17 protein-coding genes are annotated in these 21,348 nt (G+C 28.9%); 1 reads left to right on the forward strand and 16 read right to left on the reverse strand.

What is annotated here, in order from left to right; all coding sequences use genetic code 11:
• Nucleotides 1-228: 228 nt before the first annotated feature.
• The 7 genes from KQI36_RS09470 to KQI36_RS09500 all read right to left on the reverse strand — a co-directional run bounded on the left by KQI36_RS09470 (nucleotide 229) and on the right by KQI36_RS09500 (nucleotide 8,171).
• On the reverse strand, nucleotides 229-867 hold the full coding sequence (locus KQI36_RS09470) for an ATP-binding cassette domain-containing protein (protein WP_216450699.1): 639 nt from the start codon (nucleotides 865-867) through the stop codon (nucleotides 229-231).
• Between the two features lie 29 nt (nucleotides 868-896).
• The gene (gene modB, locus KQI36_RS09475) at nucleotides 897-1,556 is read right to left on the reverse strand and encodes a molybdate ABC transporter permease subunit (RefSeq protein ID WP_010295116.1); all 660 of its coding nucleotides are present in this window, start codon (nucleotides 1,554-1,556) and stop codon (nucleotides 897-899) included.
• Between the two features lie 8 nt (nucleotides 1,557-1,564).
• A complete protein-coding gene (modA, locus tag KQI36_RS09480) occupies nucleotides 1,565-2,326 on the reverse strand; it encodes a molybdate ABC transporter substrate-binding protein (RefSeq protein ID WP_216450737.1) in 762 nt (253 codons plus the stop codon).
• A gap of 267 nt (nucleotides 2,327-2,593) precedes the next feature.
• Entirely contained in the window at nucleotides 2,594-3,637 is a 1,044-nt protein-coding gene (gene citC, locus KQI36_RS09485) for a [citrate (pro-3S)-lyase] ligase (RefSeq protein ID WP_216450700.1), read from the reverse strand.
• Between the two features lie 242 nt (nucleotides 3,638-3,879).
• The gene (locus KQI36_RS09490) at nucleotides 3,880-5,166 is read right to left on the reverse strand and encodes an APC family permease (RefSeq protein WP_216450701.1); all 1,287 of its coding nucleotides are present in this window, start codon (nucleotides 5,164-5,166) and stop codon (nucleotides 3,880-3,882) included.
• 35 nt (nucleotides 5,167-5,201) lie between these two features.
• Complete coding sequence (locus tag KQI36_RS09495; RefSeq protein WP_216450702.1) at nucleotides 5,202-5,927, reverse strand: gamma-glutamyl-gamma-aminobutyrate hydrolase family protein; 726 nt, start codon at nucleotides 5,925-5,927, stop codon at nucleotides 5,202-5,204.
• 210 nt (nucleotides 5,928-6,137) lie between these two features.
• On the reverse strand, nucleotides 6,138-8,171 hold the full coding sequence (locus KQI36_RS09500; RefSeq protein ID WP_216450703.1) for a sigma-54 interaction domain-containing protein: 2,034 nt from the start codon (nucleotides 8,169-8,171) through the stop codon (nucleotides 6,138-6,140).
• 576 nt (nucleotides 8,172-8,747) lie between these two features.
• Here KQI36_RS09500 and KQI36_RS09505 point away from each other — a divergent pair.
• Entirely contained in the window at nucleotides 8,748-9,332 is a 585-nt protein-coding gene (locus KQI36_RS09505) for a hypothetical protein (protein WP_216450704.1), read from the forward strand.
• A gap of 76 nt (nucleotides 9,333-9,408) precedes the next feature.
• On the opposite strand, the gene KQI36_RS09510 is transcribed toward KQI36_RS09505, so the two are convergent.
• The 9 genes from KQI36_RS09510 to KQI36_RS09550 form a co-directional block, all read right to left on the reverse strand.
• Complete coding sequence (locus KQI36_RS09510) at nucleotides 9,409-10,107, reverse strand: DUF5714 domain-containing protein (protein WP_216450705.1); 699 nt, start codon at nucleotides 10,105-10,107, stop codon at nucleotides 9,409-9,411.
• 114 nt (nucleotides 10,108-10,221) lie between these two features.
• On the reverse strand, nucleotides 10,222-10,914 hold the full coding sequence (locus KQI36_RS09515; protein WP_010295135.1) for an anthrax toxin lethal factor-related metalloendopeptidase: 693 nt from the start codon (nucleotides 10,912-10,914) through the stop codon (nucleotides 10,222-10,224).
• Between the two features lie 746 nt (nucleotides 10,915-11,660).
• The gene (locus KQI36_RS17850) at nucleotides 11,661-15,356 is read right to left on the reverse strand and encodes a glycosyl hydrolase family 18 protein (protein ID WP_216450706.1); all 3,696 of its coding nucleotides are present in this window, start codon (nucleotides 15,354-15,356) and stop codon (nucleotides 11,661-11,663) included.
• A gap of 291 nt (nucleotides 15,357-15,647) precedes the next feature.
• Entirely contained in the window at nucleotides 15,648-17,186 is a 1,539-nt protein-coding gene (gene citF / locus KQI36_RS09525) for a citrate lyase subunit alpha (RefSeq protein WP_010295142.1), read from the reverse strand.
• Nucleotides 17,187-17,275: 89 nt separating this feature from the next.
• A complete protein-coding gene (locus tag KQI36_RS09530; RefSeq protein WP_216450707.1) occupies nucleotides 17,276-18,148 on the reverse strand; it encodes an HpcH/HpaI aldolase/citrate lyase family protein in 873 nt (290 codons plus the stop codon).
• Between the two features lie 14 nt (nucleotides 18,149-18,162).
• Nucleotides 18,163-18,426 (reverse strand): citrate lyase acyl carrier protein, encoded by a 264-nt coding sequence (citD, locus tag KQI36_RS09535; RefSeq protein ID WP_010295146.1) that lies wholly within the window; start codon nucleotides 18,424-18,426, stop codon nucleotides 18,163-18,165.
• 57 nt (nucleotides 18,427-18,483) lie between these two features.
• Entirely contained in the window at nucleotides 18,484-19,041 is a 558-nt protein-coding gene (locus KQI36_RS09540) for a Fe-S-containing hydro-lyase (RefSeq protein ID WP_010295148.1), read from the reverse strand.
• A 16-nt stretch (nucleotides 19,042-19,057) separates the two neighbouring features.
• Nucleotides 19,058-19,900 (reverse strand): fumarate hydratase, encoded by an 843-nt coding sequence (locus tag KQI36_RS09545; protein ID WP_010295151.1) that lies wholly within the window; start codon nucleotides 19,898-19,900, stop codon nucleotides 19,058-19,060.
• Nucleotides 19,901-20,078: 178 nt separating this feature from the next.
• On the reverse strand, nucleotides 20,079-21,323 hold the full coding sequence (locus tag KQI36_RS09550) for a methylaspartate ammonia-lyase (RefSeq protein WP_216450708.1): 1,245 nt from the start codon (nucleotides 21,321-21,323) through the stop codon (nucleotides 20,079-20,081).
• Nucleotides 21,324-21,348 lie beyond the last annotated feature (25 nt).

The raw sequence follows: 21,348 nt of genomic DNA on the forward strand, positions 1-21,348 counted from the left end.
TCCTTTTGTTGTGTTTTTTATATTCTTACTATAAAAAAGTAAAAAATATCTCATTATAATATCATTCTAGAGTATCATATTTGCACAGTCAAACTATAATATTAATGATAATTTGCCATTTTTAACTCACATTTTATATAAAACTCATAATTCAACATAATAATAGTTTTTTCGATAAATATATACACATTTTTACTATTCACAAATGATGTTTTATACTGAAAATTTTCACATTAATGCTCCATCTTTTATGTTGATTATTCTATCACCTAAAAGCTTAGCTTCATATGTATCATGGGTAACTAGTATTATGCTTACATCACATACTTTTTTAAATTCCAAAAACTCTTTATACACTAGCTCCTTAGTTTTACTATCTAATGCTGAAAATGGTTCATCCATAATCATAATATTAGGTTTTATTGCTAAAGCTCTTGCCAAAGCTACCCTTTGTTTTTCTCCTCCAGATATTTCTTTTGGATACCTATTTTTCAAATGATCTATTTTTAAAATTTCCATTACATATTCACCATGACTTTGATCAACTTGGCAGTTTTTATTGTTTTTCACGCCAAACATAATGTTGTCTTTTACCGTCATATGAGGAAATAGACCATAATTTTGAAATACATATCCAACGCCTCTATCCTTTATTGGCAAATTTATATTTTTTTCACTAGAATATACTATTTTATCGTTCAAAATTATTTCACCTTTATCCGGATTTGTTATTCCACTTATACAATCGAATATACTAGTCTTTCCTGAACCAGATGGACCTTGTATAACTAATATTTCTTTATCTAATTTTATTTTTATATTTAAATCAAAGTAATTTAACTTCTTAAATATTTCAATATAATTCATTTTCATTCTCCTAAATTAAATTTTTCATATTAATATTTTTTAGATTTGCTCCATCTATTCAATCCGTAAACAATTATAAAGCTAAATACAATCACTATAGTCATTAAAATATTTGCAGTCTTATTATCTCCGCCCTCTGCTGCAAAATATATAGCTAGAGGTATTGTTTGAGTCTTTCCTGGTATATTTCCAGCTACCATAAGAGTAGCCCCAAACTCACCTATGGACCTTGCAAAGGCTAACACTATACCACTTATTATTCCTTGAAATGCTAAAGGAAAAGATATTTTCCAAAATATAGTCCTCTCATCTGCTCCAAGAGTTCTTGCTACATTTTCATAAAGTATATCTATATTTAAAAATGCACTTTTGACACTTTGATACATTAATGGCAATGCTACAATAGTTGAAGCAATACACGCTGCTGTTATATTAAATATAAGCTTTTTATTAAAAAGTTCTAAAAATATTTTTCCAATTATTCCATTACTACCAATGATCATTAATAGACCATAACCAATAACAGAAGGTGGCAATACCATAGGTAGCATTATAATTGTTTCTAAAATATCTTTTCCTTTAAAATTGTATTTTGTAAATATTCTAGCTAAAAATATACCTAACATTAATGTAATCAAAGTAGATATGCTTGATACTTTAAGCGATATTATTATTGGCTCCAATATCATGTCTACACCTACTTATTAATATTAAATCCATGCCTTTCAAATATATTCATACTTTCTTTTTCCTTTAAGTACTCCATAAATTTTTCAGCACTTTCTTTTCTTTCACTATTTGAAATAAGGGCACATGGATAAACTATAGGACTATGTGTGCTTTCATCAAAAGTTTCAGCTATGTAAGAATTTTTTAATTCCATCGCATCTGATTTATATACTATACCTGATGTTACTTCGTTATTATCAACATAATATGCTACTTGTTTTACATCTTTAGAATATATCAGTTTATTTTCAATTTGATTCCATAGATTTAATTTTGTAAGTGCTTCTTTTGCATATTGACCTGCTGGCACAGATTCAACAGTTCCTATTGACATATCTTTATTTTTTGAAATAACATCATTAACATTTTTTATTTCTTCTTTATTTGCATTAGAAACAATTAAAACTAATTCATTTTTTAATAAATCTAATCTACTATCATTAACTATTAATTTTTTATTTTCTAATTGATCCATTTGTTTTTTTCCTGCTGAAATAAATAAATCTACTGGAGCACCTTCTTCTATTTGTTTTTGAAGGGTTCCTGATCCGCCAAAGTTAAAAGTAACTTTTATTCCACTTTCCTTCTCAAAAATTGGTTCTATTTCTTCTAAACTTTCTTTTAAACTTGCGGCAGCAGATACAGTTATTTCTTCTTCAGTATTTTTTGTATCTTGCTTACTGCATCCTACTAATGTACCTACCACTGTAGATATTAGAATCATACTCATAATTTTTTTTAATTTTGTCACTTTAAATTCCTCATTCCCTAAAATATTTTTATATAAGATACTATAGAGTTCTAAACTAAATCCTAAAGTTAACTTGGAACCCTATATCTTTGGACACGTAAAAAAAATAATAGACTAAATTAAAAAGTAATCTTGTATCGCAAATAGGTTCTGCCATTAGTAATTTTTAGCAGAACCTATGGACCAAAAAAGAAACTGGTCTATTATTTAAAGCTAATATAATATTAAACAAACATGAATTTTTCTTTAGTGTGGCGTATTATTATTTTTTATTTTTTCTATAATTTCAATAGCATCATCACTATTTAAAAATTCAAAAGTTGTTTTTGGTACTATTTTTTCTATTTCATCCATTTTTCCTTCTCTTATAAGTTCTCTAACTCTAGATGCACTTATAGGCACTTCATCTTCTGCTTTTCTTTTTACTTCTATAACATCTGTTAAAAAAGTTGGTAATATTTCTTTTAATGTATCGTTGTATGATTTAGTTACCACACAATATGGTTCCTCACCTACATATCGTTTATTTATATTAAATTCATTACAGAAATACTTTCCAAATATCTTTGCATCTAAATTAGTATATGCTTTTAAAACCTCATCTTTTTTCCTTATAAAGTATGATGGGAATGTAGCAGATGATATTATATATTCTCCACCAGGAATTACCTTTACATTTTTTAAATGAGCGCATCCTTTTTTCACTAAATCATATCTAACTTTGAATGGGAATAAAGATTTATCTTCTTCTACAACAAATACAATAACTTCCTCATTTTCACTTGCAGCTTTCTCAACTAAATATAAGTGACCTAAAGTAAATGGATTACAATTCATAACTAATGCTGCTTTTTTTGTATTATTTTTTAAATCGTATTTATCACCAATTTTATTTAAACAAGAATTTATATTATAAACCCCATTTTCTAATAGTGCTACTTTTTCTACCTCTTCTATTAATTTATATCCAAGACCTGAAAAAATTGCTACATTACTTGGTTTAGTAAATATGAAACTATGATACTTACCTTCCTCAAATAATTTATCATTTACTGCATTTAATAAAGTTGCAGATACCCCTTCACCTCTTAAATCATCATCTACAGCAAAACATTTAAATATACTTCCGCCCTTAGAACAAGTAGCTTTTATCTCACCATCCACTCTAATAACAACAGTGTAATCTACATCTTTATCCAGTTCTAAATCAAACTTATTTAAAAATGTTTCAACTTCTTCTCTATATATTTCTTTTTTTATGTTAACTTTTTCTAAGTTTAAATTATACACTTAACATCACCACCATAATTCTTTTGTTTTTAAATTGAATACAAAACAATTATACAATATTTGTTGATAATATTATAATTTTTTAATAAATTCTTATAAAAATTAATTAAGAAACTTTTAATAATTTTTTATTATGACAAAAGCTGTCCTGAAATTTAATTTTATTTCAAGACAGCTATATATTTTTAGAATCCTACTTTAAATAATAATTTACTGATTCTTAATCTACTTTTTCTAAGTTATTATTTTTCTTTTTTATTTATATTAACCATTAATAAATATATAGGCACTCCTATAATTAATCCACCTAGCCCCCATAATATTTTTTCCATTGATGATTGAACTAACAGCCATCCACTTACTACTACTGCTAAAATTGGAATTACTGGTCCTAATGGAATTCTAAATGAACTTTTTAAATCTGGTCTTTTCTTTCTTAAAACTAGCACTGATAAACAAGTTGGAACGTATTGTGCAAATCTTGATACAACGCTTATAGCCGCTAATTTAGTAAAGCTTCCTGATAATGCAACTGGGATAGTTAATGCAACTGTAACTATTATTGCTATGTATGGTGTTCCCTTTTTATTATATTTGTTTAAGCACTTAGGTAATAATCCATCTTCTGCTAAAGCTACTGCTGTTCTTGGTGTAATAAATGATGCTGCTATATTAATTCCACCTATTGAAATTAATGTACCTGCTGTTACTAATATTCCACCCCATGAACCTAAAAATACTGCTGAAGCATCTGCCACTGGAGTTTTAGTTAATGCTAATTGTTCACCTAATATACCTATAGAAACTGCTTGAATTAATAGATATACTACTGATACGATAATCATTACTGTTATTATTGCTTTTGGTATATTTTTCTCTGGATTTTCCATATCTTCAGCTGCAACTGCTATAGATTCAAATCCAGTAAATGCATAAAATATTAAAAGTGCTGCTGCTCCAAATGAACCGCCTTGATATACTCCACCTGGAAATACTGGAGTAAAGTTAGCTCCTTTTATAAAGAATATTCCTACTGCTATAAAAATAAATAAAGGTACTAATTTTCCTACAGTTATTATATTATTTAAAATTTTTGAAATACTAACACCTAATATATTTATTATTCCAAGTCCGCCTAAAATTACTATAATTATTATATTTTTCATCATACCTTCACCAGCTGCTGGCCATACTGCTGATAATGCTGTAACAAACCCAACTGCCATTGTTGCCCAAGCTATAATTCCTATAGCCCATTTCATGAATCCTACTTCAAATCCTACAAAACTTCCAAAGGCTTCTTTAGCATAAACATAAGGTCCCCCATTTTTACTAAACATTCCACCAACTTCTGCAAAACATAATGCTATACTAACTACTAATAGCATATCAAATAATATTACACCTAAACTAGCTGGTCCTATAAGTTCCATTGCTTGATTAGGAAGCAAAAATATTCCTGATCCTATAATTGAGTTAATTCCAAGCAATACAATACTCCAAAAGCCTATCTTTTTTTTGTTGCTCATAGAAAAACTTCACCTCATCCTTTAATTATTTTTCCTTATTTACATTCTTTTATAAAATATTTGAATATGTTTAACATATTTTCATCTACACCAGCTAACATTTCTGGATGCCACTGAATTCCCATAACTAAAGGTTTTTCTATCCTTTCTATAGCCTCAATTACCCCATCTTTTGATCTAGCTACTACCTTAAAACCTGGTGCAACCTTATTTACAGCTAAATGATGAAATGAATTACAACATGTAACATCACCTAAAATTTGATTTAATACTGAATTTTTTTCAATGGATATTGTATGAGTTTTTACATCTGATAATTCACCTTGATTATGTTTTATATAACATCCATCAATTAAGCTTAAATCTTGATATAAACTTCCACCATTAGCTACATTTATAACTTGATGTCCTCTGCATATTCCAAGTATAGGCATTTTTTTACCCATTGCCTTTTTTATTATTAAAAAATCAAACCTATCTCTATCTGGATAAATTCCACCTAATTTTTGATGTGGTTCTTCATTAAATAATAATGGATCAATATCATGTCCTCCTGATAAAATTAATCCATCTACCATGCTTATTTGAGCTTCTATAATTTCATCATCCATATTCATTGGTATGATAAGTGGTATTCCACCTGCATTTATAACAGCCTTTACATAGTCGTTATTTACATAAGCTCTTTTATATCCTGGAAACATGCCTCCTTGGTCTATAATCATACTTCCTGAGATGCCTATAATTGGTCTTTTGTTCATTAAATTGTCCTCCTAAGCTAAATTTTAAAAAATTCCCCTACAATAATTTATATGAGCAAAAATCATGCCAACTTTTAAATCTAGTTAAATAAATGCATTTATATATACATTTTTCATGTAATAATTAGAAAAGATTTATAATTTAAAATAATCCATAATAAAAATAGGTAAATAAATAGGTGAGTTTTTATTCTCAACTCACCTATTTATTTACCTATTTTTAATTATTTTGAAAAATTCTTTACCTTTTTCTGTTATACTGCTACCTTTTCTGCCTTTTCCACTAACAACAAGATTAAACTTACTTAAATCCACTAAAATTTTCCTAATCTCATTCTCTGTTACTTCATATTTCTTTTTACTTAAAATTTTGACTAAATTATTTCTTCCAACATTTTCTTTTATACTATTAAAAAACTCTATTTCTTTTAATATTTCATATACAATCTTAAAACTATACTTATTTTCTAAAAAACTTTCTATTTCATCAAATTCATCTCTTTTTTGCTCCACATTAAAGTAATAAGGTAAATCATTTATTGTTATCCTATCATTACACATAAGAGATAAATATGAGGCCAAATTTTGTAGTTCTCTTACATTTCCTGGCCATGTATGATTTAACAATTCCTTTTTTACTAGTGGATCTACATATTTTATATCCCTATTCATGAAATATATAAGTAAATCCAATATATCTTCTTTTCTTTCATTTAATGGTGGAATATTTAAAGGAAGAACGTTTAATCTATAATATAGGTCTCCTCTAAACTTACCTTCATTTACTAATTTAAATAAATCTTGATTAGTTGCAGCAATAACCCTTATGTTTATATCTATAACTTTATTTGATCCAACCCTTACTAGCTGTCTCTCTTGTAACACCCTTAAAAGTTTAGTTTGCAGATATAACGGCATATCACCTATTTCATCTAAAAAAATAGTTCCATTGTTAGCTTGCTCAAACAAGCCTTTTTTTCCTTCCTTTAATGCTCCTGTAAAGGCTCCAGCCTCATACCCAAACAATTCACTTTCTAATAGATTTTCTGGCATAGCAGCACAATTTACTGCAATAAAAGGTTGTTTGTTTCTTAGAGAATTATTATGTATTGATTGAGCAAAAAGTTCCTTTCCAGTCCCACTTTCCCCTAATATTAATACAGTTAAGTCTGATAATGAAATTCTTAGAGCAAGTTCTATACATTCTTGCATTGGTTTAGAATTAGTTATTATATTATTAAAATTATATCTTGCTATATGTCCTTTTTCTCTTATTTTTTTACTTAAATTTTGTTCTAATTGACGTATATATGTAATTTCTTGAATATGATAATATATTCCTGTTTCTAATCCAAAGCTTGTTATTTTACACTTATTAACACTTAGAAACTTATTATTAAATTCTATTACTTCATCTTCTAAGTAATCTTCATTTAATAAACTAAGTAATTTCTCATCCAGAATATTGTTTATGCTTCTCCCTATTATATCTTTATATATTCCTAACATTTTTTTTGCTTTTTCATTGCAAATATTTATTTTTCCTTCTAGTGATGTAAATATTATTCCGTTATTAGATAAATTTATAATAGTATCTAATTCCTCATTTTTTAAAAATAATTCTTTATACTTATCCCTTATTCCTATATCAACATTTACTAATCTTTCTGAATATTTAATAAGATTGCTATGTATTAATTTGTTATTATCCTCTTCTACATCTAAAAAACTTATTATTTTTATGAAAGTAGACACATCTATTTTTCTATCGCCTACATCAATTATTTCTCTTACAGATGTAGGAACTGATTTATTTTCACCTGGTGTAATTGCAACTTTAAAGTTACTATAATCTCTATCATCATAATATGGAACTAAATTTATATGATTTATTCCTAATTCATAAAAAAAGCTTACAATCTCATATGTTGTTTCTTTATTATCATTAACTACTAATACATCAGTACCTTTAGGTATACTAAATATTTTCATCATAGCTTCTTCTTCTATTGTTCTTTTAATAACTATAACTTTAGCATCACCTTTTATATGTTTTTTTATTTCAAAGGCTCTTTCTTTTATCATTACTAGAACTATTTCATCATCTATTTTAAAATCATTATTTATTGTATTAAGAAAGTAATTATTTATTGATATTTTATTACCTAACACTTCTTCTAAGTTTTCTCGAAGAAAATTTGCTAGTCTAGCATTTGTGTCTGTTATAACTGCAATAGACTTCACATTATCACTCCTTATCAACTAAATTATAAACCACATTTTCACATGCTTTTTATCATATAAATATATTTCCTAATTGAATTTAATTATACTTTTTTAACAAGCTCCAACTTAAATTTACACATCAAATTTTTGTTATAAGTTTTAAAAAATAAGTACAAATATATTTAGTTACGAATTCACTCTTAACTCTTAACTAGAAAAATCCCACAACTCTCTCCTATTAACTTTTGTTAGTTACTTATAAAATATTAATTTGGAACCCTATATCTTATTTAAATAAATTTATAATATTTTATTTGCATTTATTAACTGTAAAATTAAGATATCACATTATAGCAGCTTTTTTTATATACTATATTGTAATCTAATTTTAAATATCAAAAATAATAGCATTAAACTATTTTAATCCAAATTCCCATCTTAATTCATTAATTACAAATGTTGGACAAGCCTTTTAATGAATATAGATTTAAAATTTGTTTAATGTAAAATAAATATTTAAATTCTTAAATTCCTCAAGTAAAACTTTTTAATATATAAAAAGTTTAATATTTATTAATTTGAGTGGTGAATCTTATGAACTTCCCAACACAATCTCCTTCTTGGCACACACTTAGAGATAAAATCTATTATACTATAGGTAAAGATCCTTATGTTGAAGTAAGTAATCTTATACCTTTGGAAGATGGCAATTACACCTTAAAAATAAAAGTATATCGTAGCATAAACAAAGCTAAAGCCTTAAGGGCGATACTTTCAAAAGAATATAAAGTAGAAGATGTAACTGTTAATGTAATCATATTAGATTCAGACAATAATGAAATTACCGTTGGTCCTTTGTCCAATTATACAATTGATGATATTGCATCAATATTTTGCATAGGTCTTCATTCTAATAGATTATTTAATGGTGTTATTATAACAGATGGGTTATTGCTTGCAGAACAAGAGGATATGATTGGTCAAATTGTAGTAATAATAAATAAAAATGTAGTTCAATTTTATAATAGCAATTTATCAGACCTTTATGGAAATTATACTGAATTAGCTACAAATATTTTTGAAGAACTTTTAATTAAAGATTTTCCTTTAAATATCAAAGTATCCTTTTCAACTAGCGATGATTCTTGTGAACTACAAAATAATTTATATTGTTATTAATTATATAGGAACTAACGTTTAAATTATTTACTAGCATAATAAATTTATAAATAATTTATTATGCTAGTTTTTCTTATTATTTATGAAATTTACATCTATCTTTTAAACATTGATCATTTATTTTGCTATAATTACATTTTAAATTTTCTTTCTTTTCAAGTTGCACATTTAATTTTTCTTTAGTAAAATCAACAGCAGTTTCTAAAGCTAAAAAAGTATCTCTCTTACAACATCTAGGGCCACCAAAAGATGCTATTTTTTCTAATGTTTTAGCTGTTATTAAGTTGGATAATCCCCATTTTTCCTCTGACAATGGACTTGCGCCTAATATTAAACTTATGTAAATTCCAGTACCTACAGCAGCACCGCAAGCACCATAAAATCCACAAAATCCTCCTAAAACATTTTTAGCTCTTTTTCCACCTTCATTAAGTAGCCTTTCTAAATTAGTCCTATCACCTATGGAATTTAAATAAGCTGTAACTAATACTGCTGGAACTAAATAATGATGCTCTGGTCCATGCATTTTAACTGATGGATGTTTCATTAAATCTAATGCCATTTCCATTGGATTAGTACTATTACTTTTTAAGCAATATTCTTTTATTATTTCGAAAGCACCTAAACTATGGCAACTATCACAAACATAATGCCCTGATTTGCAACTTGCATTAGAGCTAAATTTTTTCTTGCAAAAGTAGCACTCCATTTCTTTACTTTCATCAAAGTATTCTAACTCTTCACCACATATTAAACAATTAAATTTATTTTCCATAACTTCACCTCATAATAGTAAAATATATCTATAGTATAACGCCATTTTTTTATAATTGTATATAGTTAAAGCATCTTTTAATTTTTTCTTATTAAAAGATGCTTTAGTTTTATTTTATCCGGCAATTTTATCCGTATTATTTTTCATTCTTAATTTTATACTTTCTAATATTAATTTCATATATCCATGAGTTCTAGGTGCTAATTTTCTTAATTTTTCTTCATCTATATTATACAATGCAAAACATTGAGCCCAATATTCTTTTTCCGTTTGAGCATAAACTAACCCTTGCTTATTAAATAACTTAGCACGTTCATCTTTATATATTTTTTTAAATATATCACTTAAGGAAGGCTCAAGTCCCATGCCATAAAATTTCTCTATAGCATCTATAGCATGCCCAAGCTCATGAAGCAAAACATAATGATGTCCATAATATCTAGTTGAAACATACCCTTTTAAATATTGCGGTAAATTAATAAAAGCGCCTCCTATATCCATACTTCCTAAATCGTAACCTATTTCATTTTTAACTATATTTCTTATAGATTTTTTTGTAATATACATTTTAACTTCATAATAATTATAATATTGTAAAAGATATAGTGGAACTTTACTGAGTTCTTTTTCATATTGCTTTAACACGCAATATGGAACATCATATTCCTTATATAATATATTTTTTATATAAAACGATTTTAAATCTGCCTTTATCTTAAGTTTATTATTTTTTCCCACTGTTATATCTACATCACTACAAAATGGTAATAACATAAGAAATAACTCCAGTGTCCCATCCTTTTTCATGAATATCACTCCTAGAATAAGGCATCCTTAATATTTTAAAAGAAGTAACTTTTATTCTCATAATACTTATAAATTTATTTTACTTCTATTTTAAATATAAATTTATAATTACAAAGTTGAAAAATTTAATTTCAACTTACATATCTTAATTTGTTAAATCTAAAGTACTTTTATGCATTTACTTGCTAGTTTGAGTCTCTAATGTTTGCAATGTACTAGTATAATTTTAAAATCTATAAAACATTTATTTTTTTAATAAATGTCTTATCATATTCAAGTGATAATTATATTTATTTTTTAATATAAATTAGTAAATTTGACGATGTAATAGTTATTTTAAGATGCCTATTTATAAAATCGTCAAATTATATCTACTTTTTATAATATTACAAAACTCCAATAAATGTACTTATATAACGCAATATTTTGTAAGTATCCTTATAAAATATTAAAAATTTATTTTTAAACCTAAAATTTATATATGATTCCTTAATATTTTGTAAAGTTTTAGTTGTATTGCGCTGAAAGTATAATAATATAAATTTGTCTTTATTTAATTTTTTATTATATTACATATTTTTTCTTTGTAATTTAAAAACCTTTTTATTATTTATCTATAAAGAAAATTATTATTAATTTAAAAATAAATAGTTTGTATATAAACTTAATTTTTACTCAAGAAAAAGGAGCTGTTGCTCCTCTAACTTTTATCAGCTAGCTTTTCAACAAACTCCTTATTAATTTTATTAACCCACTAATTGCCACGTTTCATCGCTACCTGGTACTGAATTAGTCCACCATTTAGCTCTATATTTACTACCTTGGTATACAACTATATCCCCTTCTACATAAATGCCTCCAGGTACATAATCTACACTACCATCTGGATTCTTTTCAACTATTTTTTCCCATGCCATATTATTTTCTGGTACACCACCTTGAGTCCACCATTTAGCCTTATATTTTTCACCTTTATATATTACTGTATCGCCTTCTACATATATTTTTTTAGGGTCAAAAGTATCCTCTGGTATTTCAGGTTTTTCTGCAACAGTTATTATACATTCTTTTTTGGCATTTAGTCCTTCACTATCTTCCACTGTATATACTAATTTATACGTTCCTATTGTATTAGTATCAACAGTGCCTGTAACTTTAACTTTGCTAGTTAAATCTCCATCTTCTTTATCATTAGCTTTAACACCATTCATTGGATCAAATGTTTCTCCAACAAATATCTTTTTGTTTTCTACACCAGTTATAGTTGGTGCAGTATTTGTTGGTGGATCTACCTCACCATCATCTTCGCTTCCAAATTTTTTAAATATATTAGTAAATTCATATTGACTTTTTACTCCAGAATTAGATTCTAACATAGCATCTCTATTCATAGACCAAAATGATGTCATTGCAATTTTGTTTTTTATTGCATGATCAACTATTAACTTAGACCACTCTGTAGTAAATATAGGATGAGCACTTCCCTCAAATCCAATAGATGGAGTTGCACCAATTTTTCCATATGCTTGCTCATCTGTTAATTCTACTTTTGCAAATCTTTTATAATAATTTTTTAATTGATTTTTAGTGCTATCTATAGCTCTTACAGAACCTGTTCCATAGTTTTCACCTGGTAATAAAGTTCCACTACCATAGCACATAGTCATAATATTTACAACTTTAATATCTACTCCTTCAGTAAGATATGCTTCAACTACATCTAATTGTGTTTGAGTTAAACCACTTGGTAATACTGGAAGAGTTAAAACAATATCAGTTCCTAACTCATCTTGAACCTTTTTAATTGCTTTAGCATTAGCAATATTTTTAGCTTTATCTTGAGCTCCGCCTTCAATGTCTAAGTCTAGCCTTGTTAGCCCATATCCTTGTATTACTTCTTTATAAGTGTTAACTAAAACATCTACGTCCTGTGTCACTTCCCAAAATGTTATACCATTTAATCCGCCTAATGAGATTGTAACATCTCCACCTAAATCACGTAATTCTTTTATTGATTTTTTAATTCCTTGGTATTGGGTATTGTCCTTATGCTCTTCGTTTAAAACAGAGTATCCACCCCAACCCCATTGGACTTTTCCATCTTTTATAGTGTTATTTGTAGATTGTATAAAACCTAAGTTAAAGTATTTAACACCACTATCATTAGAAATTTTAACTAAATTTGCAGCTCCATTATTGGTATAGCCTGGTTTTGTAACCCATGCAACCATATCTATAAATGGACAATTCACTTGTTTAGGCCACTCTATACCTTGACCAACACTAAAATCATATTTTGGTACCGTTGTATTATCTTCTTTTACAATTATCTTTCTTTCTGCTGTTGTAGTTTCATTTTTACTGTCAGCTACACTGTATATTAGTTTATATTCTCCGACTTTTGTTGTGTCTACATTTCCTGTAACCTTAACATTCTTAGTTAAATCTCCATCTTCTTTATCCTTAGCAGTTACACCTTCCATTGGATTAAAGCTATCACCAACTTTGATTTCTTTATCTACAACTCCATTTAATACTGGTTTAGAATTTGTTTCTGGTGGTGTAACACTTTCTCCGTATATAGTTTGTCTTCCAAGTTCAGCACCTTTTGATGTCATTCTTTGAGACAATCCTATACTTTTTATTCCTTTATCATCTGTTGGTGCTACATTAGATTTTAATTTAAACGTATAACTCCTACCCTGATCTATTGTTTTACCATCATATACAGCTTCAAGATCAACAACAGTGTATCCGTTTTCTTGTGTTACTGTACCAGCCAAGTAATCACCTGCTGTTAATTTCTCATCACTTTTTATATATAATTTAGGGAATTTAATTGTTTCTGCTGCTTTTTCAACAGATCTCATAACATCTCCGGACTCATTTGTTGTTTCGTTATTTTTTATTGTTATTTCATAACCGCCACTAGATCCCCATGACTCTTTATACGGTTTTATAGTTGCTGTTACATCCAAGTCTGCATACTTTATTTGATGATCTGGCAATGCTTCACTTCCAAATAAACCATTTTTAATAGTCTTTGTTAGTTCATCACGTTTAGTTCCATTATTGGTTGGTGCATCTTCAGATGCCATCCATGATATAACTCCACCTAAATTGTTATTGTTTACATAAGATGTCTTTTCTCCAATTGATTTTTTATTTTCATAAGTGAAGAATACCCCTGTAGTTTCATCATAAAGATATGGTGCTTTTGCTACATCATCCCAATATTCTTTTATATTTGGGTATTTAGTCTTTATCTCATTCAAATTACGATATGACCATACCCCTCCACGTCTTCCACCTTCACCTGATTTTAATGGCGCTTCATTTACTGCTCCACGACTTGGGCTTTGATCTGCATCTTTTGATATCTGTTCAGCTTTTCCAAATAATCCTGGTGTTTTACCATCAGGACCCTTTGATACTTTTTCCCATCCACGGCTATAAAATGCAGCTCCTACAACTATCTTATCTTCCTTAGCGCCCTGGCTTATTAGATATTTAACGCTATCATTAACACTTAGTCCTTGACTTGCCAATGGATCCTTTGGATTTGAATACAATCCTGTTTGGTGACCACTGGTATCATCCCATGCACCTCTCATATCATAGGTCATTATATTAGCGAAATCTACTACTTCAAATAACCTTTTTATATCAATTCCCTTATCAAGAGTTGATTTTGGAGCAGGAATTGCTACTGATAATTCATATTCTTTTCCTAGTTCTTTTTCCTTTTTATCTAATGCATTTCTTAAGTCTTGTAATAGCAGTATATAATTTTCTTTATCTTTAGGTGTAGCATTAGGTGTACCTTCATCATTTTTATTGTCTACTAAATCTGGTTGACGTACTGAACCTGGATATTCCCAATCTACATCTACAAAATCCATATTAGTATATTCTATAAATTTTATAATATTTTCTACAAGCTTAGCTCTTTTTTGTGAATTATCACAAACCCTTGAAAAATCCCCTGATTTTGACCATCCACCTAAAGAAACTCCAATTTTTAGATTAGGATTTTGTGCTCTCAAATCTTGAAATGCTGATAAAACTCCTGCATTTGCAGCGCCCCATTGAACTCCTGGTTGACCAACTGGTGCTCCTACTGCAGCATCTTTATCTGTAAAAACTAAATTTCCTTCTCCATCAAAATCTAAAAAAGCAAAATTTAAATGTGTTAATTGATCAGCTGGTATATCTTTAGGATAGAAATTTCCTTGTCCACCCCAAATAGACCAATCTCCATAATACATGACATTTCTTTTTCCTTCTTGAGCATTTTCACTTACGACACTTTTATTCATTTCTACTGCTTTTGCTTCTATTGTACCTATTCCTGGAAGAAGCATTCCAAGCGAAAGTGATACTATGGCTGTTGCCGATATAATTCTTTTAGCTACTATTTTTCTTGTTTTTTTACTAACCATACAATAAATCTCTCCCATTAAATTAATAGTCTTATTAATAACTTATAAAAATAATTTATAAAAATAATAGTAGGACTTATACTTGCAAGTATTTTTAGTCTACATATTTATAATAGTAAGCTTATCTAATAATAGTGTCGTATTTTTTTTAAAAATGTTTAGGATAAATAATATAATTAATAAAATCCTTACTTTTTCTATTAATTTCTACCTTATAATAAGAATATTTACTTTATTTTGATACTAAAAAAAGCTTCAAAATAGAATTACTCTATTTTGAAGCTTTTTATATTACATTGGTTTTTTTATTACATCTATTACAGATCCGTCTCTGTATTCTACTACAGCAACTACTTCATCAGATAATTCAACTGCTTTTGGAGCACCTGTCATCTTTTCAGCTGTAGCTTTTAATTCGTCTATTGTCATTATTGGTAGATTTGTTTGTTTTAATTTTTCTATTAAATCTGTTCTCTTAGGGTTAACAGCAATTCCTCTTTCAGTTACGATAACATCTATACTATCTCCTGGAGTTGTTATTGTTGTTAACTTATCTTTTACAATTGGAAGTCTAGCTTTTGTAAGTTGTGTAACTATTATAGTTAACTTAGCTCCAGCAGCTGTATCACTGTGTCCACCAGAACCTCCCATTATAGTTCCATCAGAAGCTGTTGTAACGTTAACGTTAAAGTTTGTATCTATTTCAGTTGCTCCTAATATAACTATGTCTAAGTTATTTACTACAGCACCTTTATTGTCTGGGTTACCATACATAGATGCTGACATTCTCATATGTTCATGAGATGTTGAATAAGATTCAACAGCTTTTAAGTCAAAGCATTGAACATCAAATAAGTTTTTGAATAATCCTTCTCTGTACATATCAACTATGTATCCAGTTATTCCACCTGATGCAAAGCTTCCTTTTATTTCTTCTTTTTTCATATATTCTCTAAGCTCTGCAGCTACTGCTAGAGATGTTCCACCAGCACCTGTTTGGAAACTCATTCCGTCTTTTACAAGACCGGATGCTATCATAGTTTCTAAAGCCATTTTAGCTATTTTTAATCCTACTGGATCTTTAGTTATTTGAGTTGTTCCAGAAACTATTCCTTTTGGATCTCCTATAGAATCAACTTTTACAATATAATCAACATATATTTGACTGATTTCTATTGGACAGTTTGGATAAGCTACTAAATTATCAGTTATAGCAACAACTTTTTCTGCACCTTCTGCATCACTTACTGCATATCCTAAAGCTCCGCAAGCTGATTTTCCGTATAAACCATTAATATTTCCATACATATCACAAGCTGGTGCTGCTATAAATGCTACATCTATGTGTAAATCTCCACTTTCTATAGCTCTAGCTCTTCCACCATGAGTGTGCATTACTGCTGGATATTTTAATCTACCTTCAGATATTGCTTTTGCAACTGGACCTGAAATGTAGTTTGCACAAATTCTAGTTACTACGCCACTTTCTATATAGTCTACAAGTGGTGCATGTACTGGGAATATTGAACTTGCTGCAATTCTTATATCTTTTATTCCTCTTTTTGCGATAGCTTCTACAACCATATTTAAAACATAGTCACCATTTCTTAAATGGTGGTGGAATGATATTGTCATTCCATCTTTTAAATTAACTTTGTCTAAAGCATCTTCTATATTATTTAATAATTTTTCATCCATTGGAGTTACTGATTTTACATTAACAGCAGCCTTTTGTTTTTCTCCTGCTTTTGCAAAAACTCCTTCAAACGGCATAACTTCACCATATCCATCTATAAAGCTAGGAAGTTCACGTCCTAATACGTTTTTCATAATATCACCTCAATAAATTACCTTTACTTCTAAGTCATCTATAAATTAACTAATATAACGACTAATTATTTTTCAAAATCTATCTATTCTTAAAGTAATCCTAATATTTTAGCTAATTCAACTGTTGTTTTTGCTCTATTTATGATTGGAGCATCTACCATTTTTCCGTCTAATGAGAAAACTCCTTTTCCTTCTTTTTGAGCTTCTTCCATAGCTTCTAAAACTCTTACTGCATGTTTTATTTCTTCTTTAGTTGGAGCATATACTGAATGTATTCCATCTATTTGTCTTGGGTTTATAGATGCTTTTCCAGTCATTCCTAGTGATTTAGCTTTTGCAGTATCTACTAGTAATCCGTCTAAATCATTTGTATCAGTAAATGGAGTATCTATTGCATCAACTTTAGCAGCTTTACAAGCTATTGCAACTCTATTTCTTGCATAGAATACTTCTTCACCTGCTTTAGTTCTTTTTATTCCCATGTCTGAAGTATAATCTTCTCCACCTAAAAGAACTCCTGCAACTCTTTTTGATGACTTAATTATTGAATAAATGTTTTCAACACCATAAGCACTTTCTGCTATTGGGAATAGTTTTATTGATCCTATCTCAAAACCTTCTTCTTCTTCAATTTTACTAAGTCTTTTATCTATTTCTATTAACTCTTCTTCTGTAGCTTTAGGAACCATTATTGTATCTGGTTTCACTCTAGCTATAACATCTATATCTTCATCAGCAAATTCTGTTGTAAGTGGGTTAATTCTAACTACCACTTCAACATTACTGTAATCTACATTTTTTATTGCTTCTCTTACAAGTACTCTTGCACTATCTTTTTCTGTAAGAGAAACTGCATCTTCTAAATCTAGTATTATTGAGTCTGCTCCTAAAATTCCTGCATTTTGAAGCATTCCTGGATTATTACCAGGCATAAAAAGCATAGTTCTTCTTAATTTTTTCATTTTATTCACCTCTACTATTGAGCTCTTTTTACAGCTGTTTCTACTCTAGCTTTTATAGTGTAATCTAGTGCCCCTTTATCTTGAGCCTTTACTATAGCACTTTCCACTTTTAGCTCTTTTAAAGTTTCTAAAATAACTTTTCTTATTTCTTCACCAAATTGCTTCATTACTATACTCTCAAGGTCTAATTCTATACCTTTTTCTTCGCTCGGCATAATCATTATATAAATATCATTAGATTCTAAAGTACCTGCTTTCGCAACTTTTTTTATATCCATAGTATTCACCTCTAATTTTTCACGGTTATTTTAATAGCTAAGCTACTAAAACGCTATCTATTTTACTGAATTTAAATATGCTTCTTTTCCCATCTCATAAAGGTTATTTCCTTCACAGTCTATAACAACTACTAATGGTAAATCTTTAACTTCTAATCTTCTTACAGCTTCTGCACCTAGATCTTCATAAGTTACAATCTCTGCAGTCTCTACGCATTTAGCCATTAGTGCTGCTGCGCCACCTATTGCTGCAAAATAAACAGCTTTGTTTTTCTTCATTGATTCAATAACTTCTTTTGAACGTAAGCCTTTACCAACCATTCCTTTTAATCCTTGATCTAAAAGTTGTGGTGTATAAGCATCCATTCTATAGCTAGTTGTTGGGCCTGCTGATCCTATTGCCATTCCTGGTTTCGCTGGTGTTGGTCCAACATAATATATTAAACTATCTTTTACATCTATAGGTAATTTCTCACCTTTTTCTAATAAATCAACAAATCTTTTATGAGCTGCATCTCTAGATGTATATATTACTCCTGAAAGTAATACGCTATCTCCAGCTTTTAAATCTTTTACTTTTTCTTCAGTTAATGGCATAGTTATTCTTTTTTCCATTACTAAATACCCCCTATTAAAGCTCTACTTCAGCATGTCTTGTAGCATGACAGTTTATGTTTACTGCAACTGGTAATCCTGCAATATGAGTTGCATATGTTTCTATATTTACAGCAAGAGCAGTTGTTTTTCCACCAAATCCTTGTGGTCCTATTCCTAAACTGTTTATAGCCTCTAGTAATTCATTTTCAAGCTTTTCATAGAAAGGATTTGAATTTCTCTTATCAAATGGTCTTATTAAAGCTTTTTTAGCTAAGTTTGCAGATCTATCAAAAGTTCCTCCAATTCCAACACCTACAACTATTGGTGGGCATGGGTTTGGACCTGCTTCTTTAACTACTTTTAATATAAATTCTTTAACACCGTCTAGTCCATCAGATGGTTTTAACATTTTTATTTGGCTCATGTTTTCTGAACCAAATCCTTTTGGTGCTACTGTTATTTTTAATTTATCTCCTGGAACTACATTATAATAAATTATTGCTGGTGTATTATCTTTAGTATTAACTCTATCTAATGGGTCTTTAACAACAGATTTTCTTAAATATCCGTCTGTATATCCTCTTCTAACGCCTTCATTTATAGCATCTTCTAAGCTTCCACCAACTATGTGAACTTCTTGTCCAAGCTCAACAAATACACATGCCATTCCAGTATCTTGACACATTGGCATGTTTTCATTTTTAGCTATATCAGCATTAGTTATTATTTTATCTAATATACCTTTTGCTATATCCCAATTTTCATTATCTCTAGAGTTAATTAATGCATTTTTAACATCTTCACCTAAGTAATAATTAGCATTTATACATAACTCTCTTACTTCTTTACTTATTTGTTCAACATTAATTTCTTTCATTGCAACTCCTCCAAAATTGGCAGTCTATTTTTTATTATTATAAAATTTTATACTATGTAAAACTTTATCTTATACAATTAAACTTTTATCTTAATTTAAGCCTATAATATAAAGTTTATGTTATTCATAGTGTAAAAGGCAGTTTTTTATAAACCGCCTTTTATCTAATATATATTTATTATTTGTTTCTTCTGTTAACTAATGCAACTACTCTGTTCATTTCGTTGTTAACTATCATATATCCTTCGTCAACACCCATACCTGGTTTTGCAAGACATTGGTCTGCTCCACAAGCTATTGCGATGTTAGTGCAGATTTCTGCAGATCTATTTGTTTCGTTACAAGTTCCTCCACAGTAAGCTCCTACACCTTTTTTCTTACAGTATAATATAGAATCTATGATATTGTTAACTCCGCCAAGGTCTGGAGTTTTGATTTGTAGCATATGTCCTGCATTGTTATCAGCGAAGAATTTAACATCATCGTATGTGTTACACCATTCGTCTGCAACAAGCTCAACATTCATTCCTCTGTTGTTTATTTCAGTTGTTAAGTCTCTTAAAGCTTCCATTTGTCTTTCTCTATGTTCAACATCCATAGGTCCTTCAATTCTTAATTTGAAAGGTTTAGCAGCTTCTTCTAATGTTTGGATATAATCAGCCATTGCTTTTGTATCGTAATCGAAAGCTACTCCTATTGTTCCATAAACGTCTATGTGGAATACTGGGCTATAGTCTTCACAAGTTCTTAATTTTAGAACTCTGTCACTTAACCATTTAACATATGCATGTAATTTTTCACCTTTGTTACCTAATTTATCAGCAACATGGTTGATTAAAGCGTGAGGCATTACGTCTGCACCTTTTATAATCATTTTGTCTGCATTATCGTATCTGTCATCTCCAGATTGAGTGAATATAGGAATTCTTTTTATTTCTACTCCTGTGTTGTATTCATCTCTTACAACTTCAGCCATAGTTACTTTTTTAGCTTTTGCTACACCATCAAGGATTGCTTGAGTTACACCATATCTGATAGCTGTATGTAATCTTTTTCCATCAACTGTCATGTGATCAAACTCTTCTGCTAAAGCTTTGAAGTTTTCTAATTCTCTTCCTATTAATTTAGGTGCGATTTCTTTTTCAATAACTGGTATAAAGTCTTTTGCTAAGAATAATGGATCTCTTCCACCTGCTCCTGAGTATTGAACTGCTGCACAATCTCCACAAGCTACTTGACCATCTTCAAGTACTAACATTACAGATATAGATTCTCCAGCTTGTCTTACAGATGTAAATCCTTCAGTCACAGCTTCTCCTACATATGTAAATCCATCATGTCCTGCTCCTTTTTTTATAGCTCTTTGGTCATCAAAATAGAATCCTGTTCTTCCTGCTGAACATATTACGTCAACAATTTTCATATAAAACACCTTACCTTCTAAAGAT

This window comes from Clostridium senegalense, assembly GCF_018916625.1.
GTDB lineage: Bacteria > Bacillota > Clostridia > Clostridiales > Clostridiaceae > Clostridium_J > Clostridium_J senegalense.

What these genes read in the sequence shown, in the direction of transcription:
- KQI36_RS09470 (WP_216450699.1), bottom strand. Translation starts at nt 867, where the DNA reads ATGAATTATATTGAAATATTTAAGAAGTTAAATTACTTTGATTTAAAT.
- modB (WP_010295116.1), bottom strand. Translation starts at nt 1,556, where the DNA reads ATGATATTGGAGCCAATAATAATATCGCTTAAAGTATCAAGCATATCT.
- modA (WP_216450737.1), bottom strand. Translation starts at nt 2,326, where the DNA reads ATGAGTATGATTCTAATATCTACAGTGGTAGGTACATTAGTAGGATGC.
- KQI36_RS09490 (WP_216450701.1), bottom strand. Translation starts at nt 5,166, where the DNA reads ATGAGCAACAAAAAAAAGATAGGCTTTTGGAGTATTGTATTGCTTGGA.
- KQI36_RS09495 (WP_216450702.1), bottom strand. Translation starts at nt 5,927, where the DNA reads ATGAACAAAAGACCAATTATAGGCATCTCAGGAAGTATGATTATAGAC.
- KQI36_RS09505 (WP_216450704.1), top strand. Translation starts at nt 8,748, where the DNA reads ATGAACTTCCCAACACAATCTCCTTCTTGGCACACACTTAGAGATAAA.
- KQI36_RS09510 (WP_216450705.1), bottom strand. Translation starts at nt 10,107, where the DNA reads ATGGAAAATAAATTTAATTGTTTAATATGTGGTGAAGAGTTAGAATAC.
- KQI36_RS09515 (WP_010295135.1), bottom strand. Translation starts at nt 10,914, where the DNA reads ATGAAAAAGGATGGGACACTGGAGTTATTTCTTATGTTATTACCATTT.
- KQI36_RS17850 (WP_216450706.1), bottom strand. Translation starts at nt 15,356, where the DNA reads ATGGTTAGTAAAAAAACAAGAAAAATAGTAGCTAAAAGAATTATATCG.
- citF (WP_010295142.1), bottom strand. Translation starts at nt 17,186, where the DNA reads ATGAAAAACGTATTAGGACGTGAACTTCCTAGCTTTATAGATGGATAT.
- KQI36_RS09530 (WP_216450707.1), bottom strand. Translation starts at nt 18,148, where the DNA reads ATGAAAAAATTAAGAAGAACTATGCTTTTTATGCCTGGTAATAATCCA.
- citD (WP_010295146.1), bottom strand. Translation starts at nt 18,426, where the DNA reads ATGGATATAAAAAAAGTTGCGAAAGCAGGTACTTTAGAATCTAATGAT.
- KQI36_RS09540 (WP_010295148.1), bottom strand. Translation starts at nt 19,041, where the DNA reads ATGGAAAAAAGAATAACTATGCCATTAACTGAAGAAAAAGTAAAAGAT.
- KQI36_RS09545 (WP_010295151.1), bottom strand. Translation starts at nt 19,900, where the DNA reads ATGAAAGAAATTAATGTTGAACAAATAAGTAAAGAAGTAAGAGAGTTA.
- KQI36_RS09550 (WP_216450708.1), bottom strand. Translation starts at nt 21,323, where the DNA reads ATGAAAATTGTTGACGTAATATGTTCAGCAGGAAGAACAGGATTCTAT.